The organism is Mycobacterium sp. E735, assembly GCF_001666955.1.
In the GTDB taxonomy this organism is placed as follows: Bacteria; Actinomycetota; Actinomycetes; order Mycobacteriales; family Mycobacteriaceae; genus Mycobacterium.
In genome coordinates this window covers 1-16,933 of the sequence record NZ_LZIX01000206.1, presented here as the reverse complement: position 1 = coordinate 16,933, position 16,933 = coordinate 1, and the positions used below count along the sequence as shown (strand labels likewise).

General features: G+C 72.4%; 10 protein-coding genes and 1 pseudogene. All 11 read right to left on the bottom strand.

The features are described from left to right. Positions 1 to 1,771: type I polyketide synthase (locus A5704_RS16560; protein ID WP_197498925.1), on the bottom strand; the 1,771-nt coding region annotated here is incomplete at its 3' end. 7 nt (positions 1,772 to 1,778) lie between these two features. Then, on the bottom strand, positions 1,779 to 8,132 hold the full coding sequence (locus A5704_RS16555) for a type I polyketide synthase (RefSeq protein WP_067889958.1): 6,354 nt from the start codon (positions 8,130 to 8,132) through the stop codon (positions 1,779 to 1,781). Between the two features lie 44 nt (positions 8,133 to 8,176). Beyond that, positions 8,177 to 9,238, bottom strand: a complete 1,062-nt coding sequence (locus tag A5704_RS16550; RefSeq protein WP_067889956.1) for a type III polyketide synthase — start codon at positions 9,236 to 9,238, stop codon at positions 8,177 to 8,179. A gap of 108 nt (positions 9,239 to 9,346) precedes the next feature. Beyond that, positions 9,347 to 10,765, bottom strand: coding sequence for an argininosuccinate lyase (argH, locus tag A5704_RS16545; protein WP_067889954.1), 1,419 nt, complete (start codon positions 10,763 to 10,765; stop codon positions 9,347 to 9,349). Further along, entirely contained in the window at positions 10,762 to 11,970 is a 1,209-nt protein-coding gene (locus tag A5704_RS16540) for an argininosuccinate synthase (RefSeq protein ID WP_067754900.1), read from the bottom strand. Before A5704_RS16540 ends, argH begins: the two co-directional genes overlap by 4 nt. An 18-nt stretch (positions 11,971 to 11,988) precedes the next feature. Next, complete coding sequence (locus A5704_RS16535; protein ID WP_067754896.1) at positions 11,989 to 12,483, bottom strand: arginine repressor; 495 nt, start codon at positions 12,481 to 12,483, stop codon at positions 11,989 to 11,991. Further along, the gene (gene argF, locus A5704_RS16530; protein ID WP_067889951.1) at positions 12,480 to 13,409 is read right to left on the bottom strand and encodes an ornithine carbamoyltransferase; all 930 of its coding nucleotides are present in this window, start codon (positions 13,407 to 13,409) and stop codon (positions 12,480 to 12,482) included. The genes A5704_RS16535 and argF overlap by 4 nt, the downstream gene beginning before the upstream one ends. After that, entirely contained in the window at positions 13,406 to 14,584 is a 1,179-nt protein-coding gene (locus A5704_RS16525; RefSeq protein ID WP_082950065.1) for an acetylornithine transaminase, read from the bottom strand. Before A5704_RS16525 ends, argF begins: the two co-directional genes overlap by 4 nt. A 64-nt stretch (positions 14,585 to 14,648) precedes the next feature. Beyond that, positions 14,649 to 15,536, bottom strand: coding sequence for an acetylglutamate kinase (gene argB, locus A5704_RS16520; RefSeq protein WP_067754887.1), 888 nt, complete (start codon positions 15,534 to 15,536; stop codon positions 14,649 to 14,651). Continuing rightward, the gene (gene argJ / locus A5704_RS16515) at positions 15,533 to 16,744 is read right to left on the bottom strand and encodes a bifunctional glutamate N-acetyltransferase/amino-acid acetyltransferase ArgJ (RefSeq protein ID WP_067754877.1); all 1,212 of its coding nucleotides are present in this window, start codon (positions 16,742 to 16,744) and stop codon (positions 15,533 to 15,535) included. The genes argB and argJ overlap by 4 nt, the downstream gene beginning before the upstream one ends. Further along, positions 16,741 to 16,933, bottom strand: a pseudogene (locus A5704_RS16510) (N-acetyl-gamma-glutamyl-phosphate reductase); the annotation flags it as partial. The gene argJ and the pseudogene A5704_RS16510, both read right to left, overlap by 4 nt.

Sequence of the window (16,933 nt, the reverse complement as noted above, 5' to 3'; positions counted from 1 at the left end):
CGAAGGCCTGGGCGAAGGCCGGAAAGCGTTGGTACAGCTCCCGTCCCATCCCGAGCCGCTGGGAGCCCTGGCCGGGGAACACGAACACGCGCTTACCGACCGGGCGGGTTCGCCCGACCGCCGCGCCCGGGCCGGGCGCCCCGGACGCCACCCCGGCCAGCCCCGCCATCAGGGCGTCCCGGTCGCCGCCCACCAGCACGGCGCGGTGCTCCAGGGCCGCCCGGGTGGTGGCCAGCGACCAGCCCACGTCCACGGCGCGCAGAGCGGGCTCGGCGTCCAGGTATGCCAAGAGCCGCCCGGCCTGCGCGGCCAACGCCTCGGCGGACCGGGCCGACACCACCCATGGCAGCACCGCGTCCGGTTGATCATGTTGAGCTGCAACGGGTTCCGGCTCGGCGGGCGGCTGCTCGACGATTACGTGGGCGTTCGTCCCGCTGATCCCGAACGACGACACCCCCGCGCGGCGCTGTCCGTCGCGCGCCGGCCAAGACCGGGGTTCGGTCAGCACCGACACCGCGCCCGAGGACCAGTCCACGTGCGGCGACGGCACATCCACGTGCAGCGTCTTGGGCGCCACCCCATGCCGCATCGCCTGGATCATCTTGATCACGCCGGCCACCCCCGCGGCGGCCGACGTGTGACCGATGTTGGACTTGATCGATCCCAGCCACAGCGGCCGGTCCGCCGGCCGGTCCTGCCCGTAGGTCGCCAGCAGGGCCTGGGCCTCGATCGGATCGCCCAGAACCGTTCCGGTGCCGTGGCCTTCGACCACGTCGACGTCCGCACCGGTCAGCCCGGCGTCGGCCAGGGCCGCCCGGATCACCCGCTGCTGGGACGGCCCGTTCGGTGCGGTCAGCCCGTTGGAGGCGCCGTCCTGGTTGACCGCCGAACCGCGCAGCACCGCGACCACCGGATGCCCCAGCCGTCGCGCGTCGGCGAGGCGCTCCAGCACCAGGACGCCCGCGCCCTCCGACCACGACGTGCCGTCCGCGGCGCCGGCGTAAACCTTGCACCGGCCGTCGGGGGCCAGCGCCCGTTGCCGGCTGAATTCCACGAACGCGGCCGGGGTGGCCATCACCGTCACGCCTCCGGCGAGCGCCAGGTCACACTCCCCCGAGCGCAGCGACTGCGCCGCCAAATGCATGGCCACCAGCGAGGACGAACACGCCGTGTCGATCGACACCGCGGGGCCTTCCAGCCCCAGCACGTACGACACCCGCCCCGAGGTCACGCTCAGGGTCGAACCGGTCAGCCCGTAGCCCTCCAGCTCTCCCTTCACCTCGCCGCCGTAGCCGGCGTGGATGACCCCGGCGAACACGCCGGTCGCCGAGCCGCGCAAGGCCAGCGGGTCAATCCCCGCCCGCTCCAACGCCTCCCAGGAGATCTCCAGCATCAACCGCTGCTGGGGATCCATCGCCAGGGCCTCGCTGGGGCCCACCCCGAAGAAGCCCGCGTCGAAGGCCGCGGCGTCGCGCAGGAAGCTGCCCTGGCGGGTGTACATCTTCCCGGCCGCGTCGGGATCCGGGTCGTAGAGCCCCTCGACATCCCAGCCGCGATCCGCCGGGAAGTCCGACACCGTGTCGCGGCCGTCGTTCACCAGCTCCCACAGCGCCTCCGGCGAATCGACCCCGCCGGCGTACCGGCACGCCATGCCCACCACCGCGATCGGTTCGGACAGCTTGCCTTCCAGCTCCGCGACGCGTCGCCGCGCCCGACGGAGATCCGCCGTCAGGCGTTTCAGGTAGTCGACGTGCTGCGTGGTATCCGGCATCGCGGTCTCAGCGGCCGAGTTCTTCATCGAGGATGGCAAAGAGTTGGCTTTCGCTGGCGGCGTCGAGGTCGGCGTCGAGGCCCTCGGGGTCGAGGTGATCGGCGGGGCCCACGGCCGCGAGCAGAGTCTGCAGGCGGGCCCGCAGCGCCGCCCTGTCGGATGGGTCCCAGTCGGTCCGGCCGAGCAACGCCTGCAATTCGCGGGTGATGTCGGTGAAGCGGGCCATCAGGTCGGGCTGGTCGTCAACCGGGTCGGCGGACAGGTGGCCGTCGAGGTGCCCGGCCAGCGCGGCCGGCGTGGGGTAGTCGAAGATCAGCGTGGGCGAAAGGGTAAGGCCGGTAGCCGTTTTCAGCCGGTTGCGCAGTTCGACCGCGGTGAGCGAATCGAAGCCGAGGTCGCCGAAGGCGCGGCCCGGGTCGATGTCGGCGGGGTTGGGCAGGCCCAGCACGGTCGCCGCGTTCGCGCGGACCAGGTCGACCAGCTCGCGGTGGCGGGCCTCGGGGGTCAGGCCGTGCAGGCGCGCGGCGAGACCGGTCAGCAGGGCGGTCGCGTCGGCGTCGTCGACGACGCGGCGGGTGGTGCGGGTGGCCAGCTCGCTCAGCAGCGGCGGCAGCGCGGCGGCGTTGTCGGACAGGGCGATCCGATCCAGGCGGGCGGCCATCAGCACCGGGGCCTCGAGCAGCATGCCGGCGTCGAAGGATTCCAGCGCCTGCTGGGTGGACAGTGGCGCGATGCCGAGCCGGCTCATCCGGGCCTTGTCGCGCTCGCCGAGGTGCGCCGTCATCGCCGACGCCTGCTCCCACAGGCCCCAGGCCAGCGACAGGCCCGCGAGCCCGTGCGCCCGCCGGTGGGTGCACAGGCCGTCGAGGAAGCTGTTGGCCGCCGCGTAGTTGGCTTGGCCCGGGGTGCCGACGATGCCGGCCATCGAGGAGAACACCACGAACGCCGACAGATCCAGGTCCCGGGTCAGCTCGTGCAGGTGCCAGGCCCCGTCGACCTTGGCCCGCAACACCGCGTCCACCCGGTCCGGGGTCAGCGAGGCGATCAGCCCGTCGTCGAGGACACCGGCCGCGTGCACCACACCGCGCAGGGGATACCGCGCCGGAACCTGGGCCAGCATCGCCGCGACGGCGTCTCGGTCCGCGACGTCGCAGGCGACCACCGACACCTCGGCGCCCGCCTCCCGCAACTCGTCCACCAGCTCCGCGACTCCCGCGGCCCCCGGGCCGGCCCGGCTGGCCAGCATCACGTGGCCGACGCGGTAGCGGTCGACGAGGTGGCGGGCCAGCGCCGAACCGGCCATGCCGGTGCCGCCGGTGATCACCACGCTGCCGCCGGCCAGCCCGCCACAGCCGCTGAGCACGGCGCCGGGCCCGGACGGGATGGTCAGCGCGACCTTGCCGATGTGCCGGGCCTGGCTGACGAACCGGTACGCCGCCGAAGCGCAGCGGACGTCGAAGGTTTTGAGCGGCAACGGTGTCACGGCGCCATCGCGCATCAGCTCCACGATCTGGGCCAGCATCGCCGCGGTGCGGTCGGGCCCGGCCTCCAGCAGGTCGAAGGCCTGGTACCGCGCGCCTCGATGCTCCTCGGCGACGACGCGCGGGTCGCGGACGTCGGTCTTGCCCATCTCGATGAACCGCCCGCCGGGGGCCAAGAGCCGCAGCGACGCGTCGGTGAACTCACCGGCCAGCGAGTTGAGCACCACGTCGACCCCGGCCCCGCCGGTGGCCGCCGAGAACTTCTCCGCGAAGTCCAGCGTCCGCGAATCGCCGATGTGGTCGTCGTCGAACCCCATGGCGCGCAGGGTGTCCCACTTGCCGCGGCTCGCGGTCGCGAACACCTCCGCGCCCCAGTGCCGCGCCAGCTGGACCGCGGCCATGCCAACCCCACCGGTGGCGGCGTGCACCAGCACCCGCTCGCCGGCCCGCAGGCCGGCCAGCACCGACAACCCGTAGAGCGCGGTGAGAAACACCACCGGGACACCCGCGGCCGTGACCAGCGACCAGCCCTGCGGCACCGGCGTGACCAATCGCCGGTCCACCACCGCCTCGGAACCGACCACGCCAAGCAGCCCCATCACCGCATCGCCGACCGCCAGGCCCTCGACGCCCGGACCGACCTCGACGACCACGCCGGCGCCCTCGGCCCCCAACTGTCCGCCGCCCGGGTACATGCCTAAGGCCACCAACACATCCCGGAAGTTCACGCCCACCGCGGCCACGGCCACGCGAACCTGCCCGGCCTCCAGTTCCACCCGCGGGCTCGGGGCCACCACCAGGTCCTCCAGCGTGCCCCCGCCGCCCGCGTCCAGCCGCCAGTCACCGGGCGGCAGCCGCAACACCGATCCGCCGCGGGCCTGCCGCATCCGGGCCGCGTAGGCCACGCCCGCGCGGACCACCAATTGCGGCTCGCCGCAACCGATCACGGCGCGGGCGTCCAACGAGCCGTCGGAGTCGATCAGCACCACCCGGCCCGGCTGCTCGGCCTGCGCCGAGCGGACCAGCCCCCACACCGCCGCACCGGCCAGGTCCGCCACGTCCTCACCGGCGAGCGCGACCGCCCCGCGGGTCTGCACCGCCAGCGTCCCGGACTCCGGATCGGCCAACCACGACTGCAGGACGCCGAGCGCCTCGGTGGTGGCCGCGTGCACGGCCCGGACCGCGTGGGCGCCGTGCGCGCCCGGCTCCCACAGCGTGGCGTCGGAGCCCTTGTCGCTCAACGGTATCGGCGACCAGGCCACCTCGAAGAGCCCCTCGGCGGGCGCGGCGGCCGCGGCCAGCTGCCCGGCCGAGACCGGGCGCATCGCCAGCGATCGCACCGACAACACCGGCAGCCCGGACCCGTCGGCCAATTCGACCGACACCGCCCCGGTGCCGGACGGCGCTATCCGGACCCGCGCCCGCGAGGCGCCGCCCGCGTGCAGCGACACCCCCTGCCAGGAGAACGGCAACACGGTTTGCCCTTGTTCGGCGGCGACGCCCATCGCGTGCAGCGCCGCGTCCAGCAACACCGGATGTATCCCGAAGCCGCCGTCCTGACCGCCCGCCTCGTCCGGCACGGCGACGTCGGCGAAGATCTCGTCCCCCCGCCGCCACATCGCGTGCAGCCCACGGAAGGACCGGCCGTACTCGTAGCCGCGATCCGCGAGCCGCGCGTAGCCGTCGGCCACGTCCACCGGCGTCGCCCCCGCCGGCGGCCACACCGACAGGTCGGCGGACGGCGCGACCGCCGCCGGGCGCACCGAGCCGTGCGCGTGCAGCACCCACTCCGATTGCGCGCCCGCCGAATACACCGACAGCTCGCGCTCCCCCGACGCGGCGGGCGCGCCGACCACCACCTGCACCTGCACGCCGTCGGTCGCCGGCAGCACCAACGGGGCCGACAACGTCAGCTCCTCGATCGCCCCGCATCCGACCTCGTCGCCGGCGCGGATGGCCAGCTCCACGAACGCCGCGCCGGGGAACAACACGGTGCCGCCGACCGCGTGGTCGGCCAGCCACGGCTGAGCAGCCGTCGACAGCCGGCCGGTCAGCACCACCCCGCCGGAGTCGGGCCGCTGCACCACCGCGCCGACCAGCGCGTGCCGGGCGCCGGCCAGGCCCAGGGTGGCCACGTCGCCCGAACCGGTGGAGCCGCCCGGCAGCCAGAAGCGCTGCCGCGCAAAGCCGTACGTGGGCAGGTCGACGCGACGGCCACCCAAACCGGCGATCGCGGCGCGCCAGTCCACGGGCACGCCCGCCACGTAGGCCTGGCCCGCCGAGAGCCAGAACCGTTGCAGCGAACCGTCGTCGCGCCCCAGCGACGGGACCACCAAAGCGCCGGCGCCGCAGTCGGTCACGGTGTCCTCGACGGCGGCCAGCAGCACCGGGTGCGGGCTGGATTCGACGAAGACCCCGTACCCGGCGCCGCACGCGTTGCGCACGGCGCGCTCGAACTGGACGGTCTGCCGGATGCTGCGGTACCAGTAGTCGGCGTCCAGGGCGGCGGTGTCGAGCAGTTCGCCGGTCACGGTGGAGAACAACGCGACCGAGGACGTTCGCGGCGCGATGCCGGCCAGCGCCTCGGCCAGCGCCGGACGAATCGCGTCCACGTGCCGGGAGTGGGAGGCGTAGTCCACGTCGATGCGGCGGGCGCGCACGCCGTCGGCCTCACAACGGACCATCAACTCGTCGAGGGCGCCCAGCTCACCGGACACCACCACCGCCGAAACCCCGTTGACGGCAGCGACATTCAACAGCTCGCCCCATCCGGCGATCAATTCCTCGGCCCGGCCCAGCCCGCATGCCAGCGACACCATGCCGCCCGCACCGGACAATTCCACCAGCAGCCGGCTGCGCAGCGCCACCACCCGGGCCGCGTCCTCCAGCGAGAGGGCGCCGGCCACATACGCCGCCGCGATCTCGCCCTGGGAGTGACCGATCACCGCGTCGGGGACGACGCCCACCGAGCGCCACAACTCGGCCAGCGACACCATCACCGCCCACAGCGCCGGCTGCACCACGTCCACCCGGTCCAAGCCCGGCGCGCCGGGCGCACCGCGGATCACGTCGACCAGCGACCAGTCGACGTGTTCGGCGAGCGCCTTCTCGCAACGCTGCAGGTGTTCGGCGAAAACGGCCGAGCTGTCCAGCAATTCGGCTCCCATGCCGGTCCACTGCGACCCCTGCCCCGGGAACACGAACACCGTCTTGCCGACCGGCTGCGCCCGGCCCACCGCCGCGCCCGCACCCGGTTCGCCGGCCGCCACCTCGGCCAGCCCCGCGGCCAGACGCTCGCGGTCGGCGCCCACCAGCACCGCGCGGTGCTCGAAACGCGACCGCGTCGACACCAACGACCACGCCACGTCGACCACCCGCAGACCCGGGTCGTCGTTCACCAGGGCCAGCAGCCGGGACGCCTGGTTGGCCAGCGCGTCGGCCGATCGGGCCGACAGCACCCACGGCGCGGGGGCGTCATCACCCGCCGGCGCGGGGCTTTCGCGCGGCGGCTGCTCGATGATGACGTGGGCGTTGGTGCCGCTGATCCCGAAGGACGACACCCCCGCGCGGCGAGGCCGGTCCCGCGCCGGCCAGTCCCGCGCCTCGGTCAGTAGCGACACCGCCCCCGCCGACCAATCCACTTGCGGCGTAGGCACATCCACGTGCAACGTCTTGGGCATCACCCCGTGGCGGATCGCCTGCACCATCTTGATCACCCCGCCGGCGCCGGCCGCCGCCGACGTGTGACCCATGTTGGACTTGATCGACCCCAGCCACAGCGGCTCGGACCGGTCCTGCCCGTACGTCGCCAAGACCGCCTGCGCCTCGATCGGATCCCCGAGGGTGGTGCCCGTTCCGTGTCCCTCCACCAGGTCCACGTCCGCCGCCCGCAGGCGCGCGTCGGCCAGCGCGGCGCGGATCACCCGTTGCTGCGACGGCCCGTTCGGCGTCGCCAGCCCGTTCGAGGCGCCGTCCTGGTTGACCGCGGATCCGCGCAGCAGCGCCAGCACGGTATGCCCCGACCGCCGCGCGTCGGACAACCGTTCCAGTACCAGCACGCCGACGCCTTCGGAGAAACCGGTGCCGTCGGCGGCGCCCGCGTACGCCTTGCACCGCCCGTCGGCGGCCAGCGCCCGCTGCCGGCTGAACTCGATGAACATCGCCGGGGTGGCCATCACCGTCACGCCGCCGGCCAGCGCCAGGTCGCATTCGCCGGCCCGCAGCGATCGCGCCGCCAGGTGCATGGCCACCAACGACGACGAGCAGGCCGTGTCGACGGAAATGGCCGGGCCCTCCAGGCCCAGTTCGTAGGCAACCCGGCCCGATGCCACGCTCAGCGTCGAACCGCGCAGCCCGTAGCGCTCCAGGTGGCCCGGCACCCTGCCCTGGCCGCCGTACGAGCCGTGGAAGATGCCGGCGAACACGCCGGTGGCCGAACCGCGCAGGGTGACGGGGTCAATCCCGGCCCGCTCCAACGCCTCCCAGGACACCTCCAGCAACAGCCGTTGCTGCGGGTCCATCGCGAGCGCCTCGCTGGGCGCGATGCCGAAGAACGCGGCGTCGAAGTCGGCCACGTCGGCCAGGAAGCCGCCGCAGCGGGCATAGGACTTGCCCACCGCGTCGGGGTCGGGATCGAACAGGCCAACCAGGTTCCAGCCGCGGTCGGCCGGGAAGTCCGAGACCACATCGCGGCCCTCGGCCACCATCCGCCACAGGGCCTCCGGCGAATCCACCCCACCCGGGTACCGGCAACCCATCCCCACCACCGCCACGGGTTCGGTTGCCGCGGCGAGGTATTCGCGGGCCTCGCGCTTCAGCCGCTCGTTTTCCTTGAGCGAGGCGCGGAGGGCCTTAACGAGCTCCTCGGGGTCGGCGGTCATGACAGCACTGAAGGTGTGGGGGGCACAGGAAGCAACGCCTTAGTTCAGTGCCAGCGCAGCAACACGAGTTCGGAGCAGAATCCCGGACCCATCGCGATCATCAGGCCGGGGCTCCCGCTGGGCGGCGGCTTGGCCAGCGTGTCCCGCAGCACGTGCAGCACCGAGGCCGACGAAAGATTGCCGATCTCACCCAGCGAGCGCCAGGTCAGTTCAAGCGCGTCGGGTGGAAGGCTCAGGCTCGCGTTGATGGCGTCGATGATCTTCGGGCCGCCGGGATGGCTGACCCAGGCGCCGATGTCGGTCGTCGTCAGCCCGTGGGCGCCGAGGAAGCCGGTGACGTCCTGCTCGATGTGCTCCTCGACCACCTCGGCCAGGTCCTTGGCCAGGACCAGCTCGAACCCGGCCGCGCCGACGTCGTAGCCCATGGTGCGCAGCGAATCGGGGTAGAGCGTGCTGCGCGAGTCCAGGATGCTGGGCCCGCCCGCGGCCACCTTTTCCGCGCGCCGCTCGCCGACGCCGACCACCGCGCCCGCCCCGTCGGCGAACAGCGCGCTGCCGACCAGGCCGGGCAGCGACGGCTTGTATCCCGGATAGGTCAGGGAGCAGAGCTCGACCGAGATCAGGGCCGCGGCGGCGTCGGGCGCCCCGCGCAGGTAGTCGTGCAGCCGGGCCACGCCCGCGGCGCCGGCCACACAACCGAGGCCGAACAGCGGCACGCGGCGCACGTCGTCGCGCAGGCCCAGCCGCCCGGCGATCCGGGCGTCCAGGGACGGCACCGCGAGGCCGGTGACCGTCGTCGTGATCAACACGTCCAGGTCCTGCGGCCGCATGCCGGCCTCGTCGAGGGCGCCCGAGAGGGCCTCGCAGCCGAGGTCGACGGCGTTTTCGATGAAGATGCGGTTCGCCTGGCCGAAGTCGGTCAGCGCGGGATAGCGCTCCAGCGGCAGCACCAGGTGGCGGCTGTTGACCTTGGCGCTGGCGTGCAACTGCCGGACGATGTCCTCGTAGCCCTCGAATTCGGGGATGCTGACGAAGAAGTCCGTGAGCTCGCGCTGGGAGTAGCGATACGGCGGCAAGGCACCGAATACGCCGGCAACGACGCTCATTGGTCCCACCCCTTGGTGACGAAGTTCTGGCCCGACAGGTTCAGCCGCATCGCTTGAGCGGGAATTCTAGTCCGGTTCAAATTTACCGGCGCGTAAATCGACGTCATCTCATGCCCCGCCGCCGAGCCGCGCTCTGAGCTGCTCACACTCGGCCAGGACGGCTTCGAGCTGCTCGGCGACCCGGGCGGGGGCGGTCCCACCCCGCCGGTCGCGCGAGGACACCGAGCCCTCGATCGTCAACACCTCGCGCACCTCGGGCGTCAGCTCGGGGCTGATGGCGGCCAATTCGTCGTCGGTGAGCTCGTCGAGCCCGACGGCGCGCCCCTCGGCCGCGCGCACGGCGGCCCCGGCGGCCTCGTGTGCGGACCGGAACGGCACGCCCCGGCGCACCAGCCATTCGGCGATGTCGGTGGCCAGCGTGTACCCGGCCGGGGCCAGCGCCGCCATCCGCTCGACGTCGAACGTCAGGCTGGCCACCAGGCCCGCCATCGCCGGCAGCACCAGCTCCAGCTGGGCCACCGAGTCGAAGACCGGCTCCTTGTCCTCCTGCAGGTCACGGTTGTAGGCCAGCGGCTGCGCCTTCAGCGTCGCCAGCAGCCCGGCCAGGTTGCCGATCAGCCGCCCGGACTTCCCGCGGGCCAGCTCGGCGATGTCGGGGTTCTTCTTCTGCGGCATGATCGAGCTGCCGGTGGACCACGAATCGTGCAGCCGGACGTAGCCGAACTCCGTCGAGCTCCACAGGATGATGTCCTCGGCCAGCCGCGACAGGTCCACCGCGATCATCGCGAACACGAACGCGGCCTCGGCGGCGAAATCCCGGGCCGCGGTCGCGTCGATGGAGTTGTCCGCGGCCTCCGCAAAACCCAGCTTGGCGGCGATCGCGTCCGGGTCCAACCCCAGCGACGAGCCGGCCAGCGCCCCGGAGCCGTACGGGGACACCGCGGCCCGCTTGTCGAAGTCCACGATGCGGTCGACGTCGCGCAGCAGCGGGTGCGCGTGGGCGAGCAGGTGGTGGGCCAGCAGGACCGGCTGGGCGGACTGCAGGTGCGTCTTGCCCGGCATGATCGCCGTCGGGTGCGCGGCGGCCTGGGCGGCGAGCGCGGCCACCACCTCCAGCGCTGCGTCGGCGACCCGGCGCACCGCGTCGCGCAGCCACATCCGGAACAGCGTGGCCACCTGGTCGTTGCGCGACCGCCCGGCCCGCAGCCGGCCGCCCAGGTCGGGGCCGACGCGGTCGATCAGCCCGCGCTCCAGCGCGGCGTGCACGTCCTCGTCGGTCACCAGCGGGGTGAAGCTGCCGTCGGCCACGTCCTCGGCCAGGCTGTCCAACCCGGCCAGCAGCCCGTCGCGCTGCTCTTCGGTGAGCAGCCCGGCGTGGAACAGGATCACGGTGTGGGCGCGCGAGGCGACGATGTCGTAGGGGGCCAGCACCCAGTCGAAGTGAGTGGACTTGCTCAGGGCGGCCAGCGCGTCCGACGGGCCGTCGGCGAACCGGCCGCCCCACAGCGAGCCCTCGCGCGTGCTCACGCTTCGTCGGCCGCCAGGTCCCGCCGGGACGCGATCTTCGACGACAGCCCGTGCACGTAGACGAAGCCCTTGGCGGCCGACTGGTCGAAGGAGTCGCCCTCGTCGTAGGTGGCCAGGTTGAAGTCGTAGAGCGACTGCGCGCTGCGCCGGCCGTTGACGGCGATGTGCCCGCCGTGCAACACCATTCGGATCTCGCCCGTGACGTGCTCCTGGGTCTTTTCGACGAAGGCTTCCAGCGCGGTCTTCAGTGGCGAGTACCAAAGTCCGTCGTAGACCAGCTCGGCCCAGCGCTGGTCGGTGTGCCGCTTGAACCGGCCCAGTTCGCGTTCCAGCGTGACGTGCTCGAGCTCGGTGTGCGCGGTGATCAGCACCATCGCGCCGGGAGCCTCGTAGATCTCGCGGCTCTTGATGCCCACGAGCCGGTCCTCGACCACGTCGAGCCGACCCACCCCCTGGCAGCCGGCGCGGCGGTTGAGCTCCTCGATGGCGGCCAGCACCGACACCGGTTTGCCGTCGATGGACACCGGGACCCCGCGCTCGAACCCGACGATCACCTCGTCGGGCGTGTTCCAGTTGATCGTGGGATCTTCGGTGTAGGCGTAGATGTCCTTGGTGGGCGCGTTCCAAAGGTGTTCCAGGAAGCCGGTTTCCACGGCGCGGCCCCACACGTTCTGGTCGATGGAAAACGGCGAGCGCTTGGTCACGTTGATCGGGATGGCGTTCTCCTCGGCGAACGCGATCGCCTTCTCCCGGGTCCACGCGTAGTCGCGGACGGGCGCCAGCACCTCCAAATCCGGTGCCAGCGAAGCGAATCCGACCTCGAACCGGACCTGGTCGTTGCCCTTGCCGGTGCAGCCGTGCGCGACGGTGGTGCCGCCGTGCTCGCGGGCGGCCGCCACCAGGTGCTTGGCGATCAGCGGTCGGCTGATGGCCGACACCAGCGGGTAGCGGTCCATGTAGAGCGCATTGCTCAGGATGGTGGGCAGGCAGTAGCCCTCGGCGAACTCGTCCCGGGCGTCGACGACGACGGCCTCCACCGCGCCGCAGTCCAGGGCGCGCTGGCGGACGACCTCCATGTCCTCGCCGCCCTGGCCGAGGTCGATCGCCACGGCCACCACCTCGCGGCCGGTCTCCTTGCCGATCCAGCTGATCGCGACCGACGTGTCCAGCCCGCCGGAATACGCCAGGATGACGCGATCTGACATGAACCAATCTCCTTAGTTTTAGGTGAGCTCTTCCAGGGTGCGGGCCAGCTCGGCGCCGGTCATCGGCTCTCGGGCGGCCACGAAGACGGTGTCGTCACCGGCGATGGTGCCGACGACGTACGGTAGCGCCGCGCGGTCGATCGCGCTGGCCAAATAGTTGGCGCCGCCCGGCGGGGTGCGCAGCACCGCAAGGTTGGCGCTGGCGTCGGCCGACACCAGCAGCTCGCTCAGCAGCCGGGACAGCCGCGCGGTGCCGCCGGACACCCCGCGCACCGGGCTGCCGTCCTCGGGAACGATGTAGACCCCGACGCCGCCGTCGGCGCCGCGCAGCTTCACCGCGCCCAGCTCCTCGAGGTCGCGTGACAGCGTGGCCTGGGTGACCTCGATGCCCTCGTCGGCCAGCCGGGCCGCCAGCTCGCTCTGGCTGCTGATCGACGCCGACGACAGGATCGCGACGATGCGGTCCTGCCGGCCGGCCCGGGTGATTTCGGCGGTGGCCTTCGAGCGGGTCATTGCGCCCGCTCCAGCAGCCACACCAGCAGCGCCTTCTGGGCGTGCAGCCGGTTCTCGGCCTCGTCCCACACCACGCTGGCCGGCCCGTCCATCACGGCGTCGGTGATCTCGTCACCGCGGTGGGCCGGAAGGCAATGCAGCACAATGGCTTCCGGGTCGGCGAGGTCCAGCAGCCGCTCGTTGACCTGGAACGGCCGGAACGGTGTGAGGCGGTCGAGCCCGTCGTCCTCCTGCCCCATCGACGTCCAGGTGTCGGTCACCAGGACGTCGGCGCCGCGCGCGGCCGCGTCGGCGTCGGCGGTGAGGGTGACCGAGGCGCCGGTGGATTCGGCGCGTTGGGTCGCGGCCGCGACGAAGGCCGGGGCGGGGGCGAAGCCGTCCGGCGCGGCGATCGTGACGTGCACGCCTGCGGTCACCCCGCCCAGCAGCAGCGAGTGGGCCATGTTGTTGGCGCCGTCGCCGAGGTAGGACATCCGCAGTCCCGCGAGCGATCCCTTGTGTTCGGTGATGGTCTGCAGGTCGGCGAGCACCTGGCAGGGATGGAAGTCGTCGGAGAGCGCGTTGACCACCGGTACCGTCGCCGCCTCGGCCATGGCCTCGAGCCGGCCCTGTTCGAAGGTCCGCCACACGATGGCCTCGACGTAGCGGGACAGCACCCGCGCGGTGTCGCCCAGCGTCTCGTCGCGGCCCAGCTGGGTGCTGCGGGCGTCGACGACGACGGCGTGCCCGCCGAGCTGGGCGATGCCCACTTCGAAGGAGAACCGGGTGCGGGTGGAGTTCTTGTCGAAGAGCACCGCGACGCCGCGCGGCCCCTCCAGCGGGCGCCAGCCGAACGGGTCCTTCTTGAGTTCGGCGGCCAGCTGCAGCACCTCGGCCTGCTCCTGGGGGGACAGGTCGTCGTCGCGCAGGAAATGGCGCGGCGTCATGCCGCGGCCCTGTCCAGGATGCCCGGCAGGGCCGCGACGAAGCCGTCGAGCTGGGATTCGGTGACGATCAGGGGCGGCGCCAGCCGGATGACGTCGGGCGCGGCGGCGTTGACCAGGAACCCGGCCGCGCGCGCGGCGCTTTCGGCCTCCTTTGCCCGCGACGCGGTCAGCACGATGCCCTGCAGCAACCCACGGCCGCGGACGTGGTCGACCAGCGGGTGATTCAGCGATTCGATGCCGTGTCGCACCGACTTGCCCAGCACCTCGGCGTGCCGGGTCAGGTCCTCGTCCGCGATCACCCGCAGCACCGCCCGCGCCGCAGCCGCGCAGATCGGATTGCCGCCGAAGGTGCTGCCGTGCAGGCCGGGGGTCATCAGCTCGGCGGCCGGCCCGACGGCCAGGCAGGCGCCGATCGGCAGGCCGCCGCCGAGCCCTTTGGCCATGGTGACGACGTCGGGTGTGATGCCTTCGTGCTGGTGGGCGAAAAAGGCTCCGGTGCGGCCCATTCCGGTCTGCACCTCGTCGAGCACCAGCAGCGCGCCATGCCGCGAGGTGATGTCGCGGGCGGCGGTCAGGTAGCCCTCGGGCGGGACGACGACGCCGCCCTCCCCCATGATCGGCTCGAGGAAGACCGCGGCGGTGGCGTCGTCGACCGCGGCGGCCAGCGCGTCGGCGTCCCCGTAGGGCACGTGCGTGACGTATCCCGGCAGTGGCTCGAACGGCGCCTGCTTGCTCGGCTGACCGGTCAGCGCCAGCGAGCCCATGGTGCGGCCGTGGAAACCGCCTTGCGCCGCAACCAGTTTCGTGCGTCCGGTCAGCCGCGACAGCTTGAACGCCACCTCGTTGGCCTCGGTCCCCGAATTGCAGAAGAACACCCGCGTCGGCGCCCCGGTTTCGTCGGAGGCGCCCAGCAGGTTCACCAGCTCCTCGGCCAGCGCGACGCCCGGTTCGCTCGCGTAGAGGTTGGAGGTGTGGCCGAGCGTCGCCATCTGGTGTGTGACGGCGTCGATGACCGCGGGGTGGCGATGGCCCAGGACGTTGACGGCGATGCCCCCGAGCAGATCCAGGTAGGTGTTGCCGTCCACGTCGGTGACAACGGCGCCGTCACCGCTGGCCAATGCCAGCGGCGGGGTGCCGTAGTTGTTCATCATCACGGCTTCCCAGCGCTGCTGCATCACATCCCCTTCAGTAATACGCCGCTCCTCCCCGTCACTGCGTTCCGCATCGTCGCCGGCGAAGTCACGCGCTCACGACCTTGGTGCCGGTGCCCGCGTCCGTGAAAAGCTCCACCAGCACACAGTGTTCGACCCGCCCGTCGATGACGTGCGCGCTCGGCACGCCCGCCGTGACGGCCCGCAGGCACGCCTCGACCTTGGGGATCATGCCCGCCTCCAGCGTGGGGAGCAGTTGCGAGAGTGTGGCCGTGTCGATCTCGCTGACCAACGAACCGCGATCGGGCCAGCTGGTGTAGAGGCCCTCGACGTCGGTGAGCATCAACAGCTTTTCGGCGCGCAGGGCCTCCGCGAGGGCCGCCGCCGCGGTGTCGGCGTTGATGTTGTGCACCACACCCTCGGCGTCCGGGGCCAGCGTCGACACCACCGGAATGCGGCCCGCCGTAATCAGATCCAGCACCGCGGCGGTGTTGACCCGCTCGACGTCGCCCACCAGCCCGATGTCGGTGGCCACTCCGTCCACGGTGACGCTGCGCCGCACGGCGGTGAACAGCTGCGCGTCCTCCCCGGTGATGCCGACGGCGTACGGCCCGTGCGCGTTGATCAGGTTGACCAGTTCGCGGCCCACCTGGCCGAACAGCACCATCCGCGCCACGTCGAGCACTTCCGGTGTGGTGACCCGGAATCCGCCCTTGAAGTCGCCTTCGATCCCGAGGCGGCGCAGCATGGCGGTGATCTGCGGGCCGCCGCCGTGCACGACGACGGGCAGGATGCCGCAGTTGCGCAGGAAGGCCATGTCGGCGGCGAACGCGTGCCGCAGCGTGTCGTCGGTCATGGCGTTGCCGCCGTACTTGATGACGACGACCTTGCCGTACAGCTGCTTGAGCCAGGGCAGCGCCTCGGCCAGCACCTGGGCCTTGACGGCGGTGGACAACTCGTGAGTGTTGACCGTCATGAGCTGTAGGCCGAGTTCTCTTCGACGTAGGCGTGCGAGAGGTCGGTGGTGCGGACGGCGGCGGTGCCGTCGCCCACCCCCAGGTCGACGGTGATGTCGATGTCGGCGCCGGACAGGTCCACCTCGCGCGCGCCCGGCGCCCCGACCCCGTCGACGCACACGGCAAATCCATTGAACGACACGGTGATTCGATCCGGATCCAGCGTCACCGGCGCCATGCCGACGGCGGCCAGCACCCGGCCCCAGTTGGGGTCGGACCCGAAGACCGCGGTCTTGACCAGGCTGTCGCGGGCGATCACCCGCGCGGCGGTCAGCGCGTCGTCCTCGGCGGCGGCCCCGGTCACGGTCACGGTGACGCGTTTGGTGACGCCCTCGGCGTCGGCCTGCAGCTGCGCGCACAGGTCGTCGCACACGCGCAGCACGGCGTCGTCCAGATCGGCCTGGGTCGGGGCGATTTCGCTGGCCCCGGACGCCAGCAGCAGCACGGTGTCGTTGGTCGAACAGCTGCCGTCGATGTCCAGCCGGTCGAAGGTGCGCGCGGTGGCCCGGCGCAGCGCCCGGTCGAGCGCGGCCGGCTCGACGGCCGCGTCGGTGGTGAGCACGCAGAGCATGGTGGCCAGCGACGGCGCCAGCATGCCGGCGCCCTTGGCCATCCCGCCGACGGTCCAGTTGCCGGCGTGGTGCAGCGCAACCTGTTTCGGCACGGTGTCGGTGGTCATGATCGCGCGCGCGGCCTCGTCGCCGCCGCTCAGCCCGCCGGCCATGTCCTGCACGATCGCCCGGACCCCGGCCAGCACCTTGTCCATCGGCAACCGGTCACCGATCAGCCCGGTGGAGCACACCGCGACCTCGATGGCCCCGGTCTCGGTTCCCCAGTCCGACAATGCGGCCGCGACCGCCTCGGCGGTGGCATGGGTGTCCTGGAAGCCGCCCGGGCCGGTGCAGGCGTTGGCGCCGCCGGAGTTGAGGATCACCGCGCGCAAGGCGCCGGTGGTCAGCGCCTGCTGGGTCCACAGCACCGGCGCGGCCTTGACCTTGTTGCGGGTGAACACGCCGGCGGCCGCGTAGTCGGGTCCCTCGTTGAAGACCAGGGCCAGGTCGCGGTTGCCCGACGCCTTGATGCCGGCGGCGATCCCCGCGGCCCGGAACCCGGCCGGCGCGGTGACGCCCTGTTCGCGCACCAAGCGCGCCTCGGCTGTGTGGGTCACGGCGCGACCCCGACCACCGAAAGGCCTTGCGCCTCCGGCCAACCCAGCGCCAAGTTCATCGCCTGCACGGCCGCGCCGCCGGTGCCCTTGACCAGGTTGTCGATGGCGGCGATGGCCACGAACGTCTCGGCGGCCTCGTCCACCGCGACGGCGATGTGCGCCGCGTTGCTGCCGATCACCGAGCCGGTG

Excerpts from the sequence above, each read along its gene's own strand:
- A5704_RS16525 (WP_082950065.1), bottom strand. The coding sequence starts at position 14,584 with ATGCAGCAGCGCTGGGAAGCCGTGATGATGAACAACTACGGCACCCCG.
- argF (WP_067889951.1), bottom strand. The coding sequence starts at position 13,409 with ATGACGCCGCGCCATTTCCTGCGCGACGACGACCTGTCCCCCCAGGAG.
- A5704_RS16535 (WP_067754896.1), bottom strand. The coding sequence starts at position 12,483 with ATGACCCGCTCGAAGGCCACCGCCGAAATCACCCGGGCCGGCCGGCAG.
- A5704_RS16550 (WP_067889956.1), bottom strand. The coding sequence starts at position 9,238 with ATGAGCGTCGTTGCCGGCGTATTCGGTGCCTTGCCGCCGTATCGCTAC.
- argB (WP_067754887.1), bottom strand. The coding sequence starts at position 15,536 with ATGACGGTCAACACTCACGAGTTGTCCACCGCCGTCAAGGCCCAGGTG.
- A5704_RS16555 (WP_067889958.1), bottom strand. The coding sequence starts at position 8,132 with ATGACCGCCGACCCCGAGGAGCTCGTTAAGGCCCTCCGCGCCTCGCTC.
- A5704_RS16540 (WP_067754900.1), bottom strand. The coding sequence starts at position 11,970 with ATGTCAGATCGCGTCATCCTGGCGTATTCCGGCGGGCTGGACACGTCG.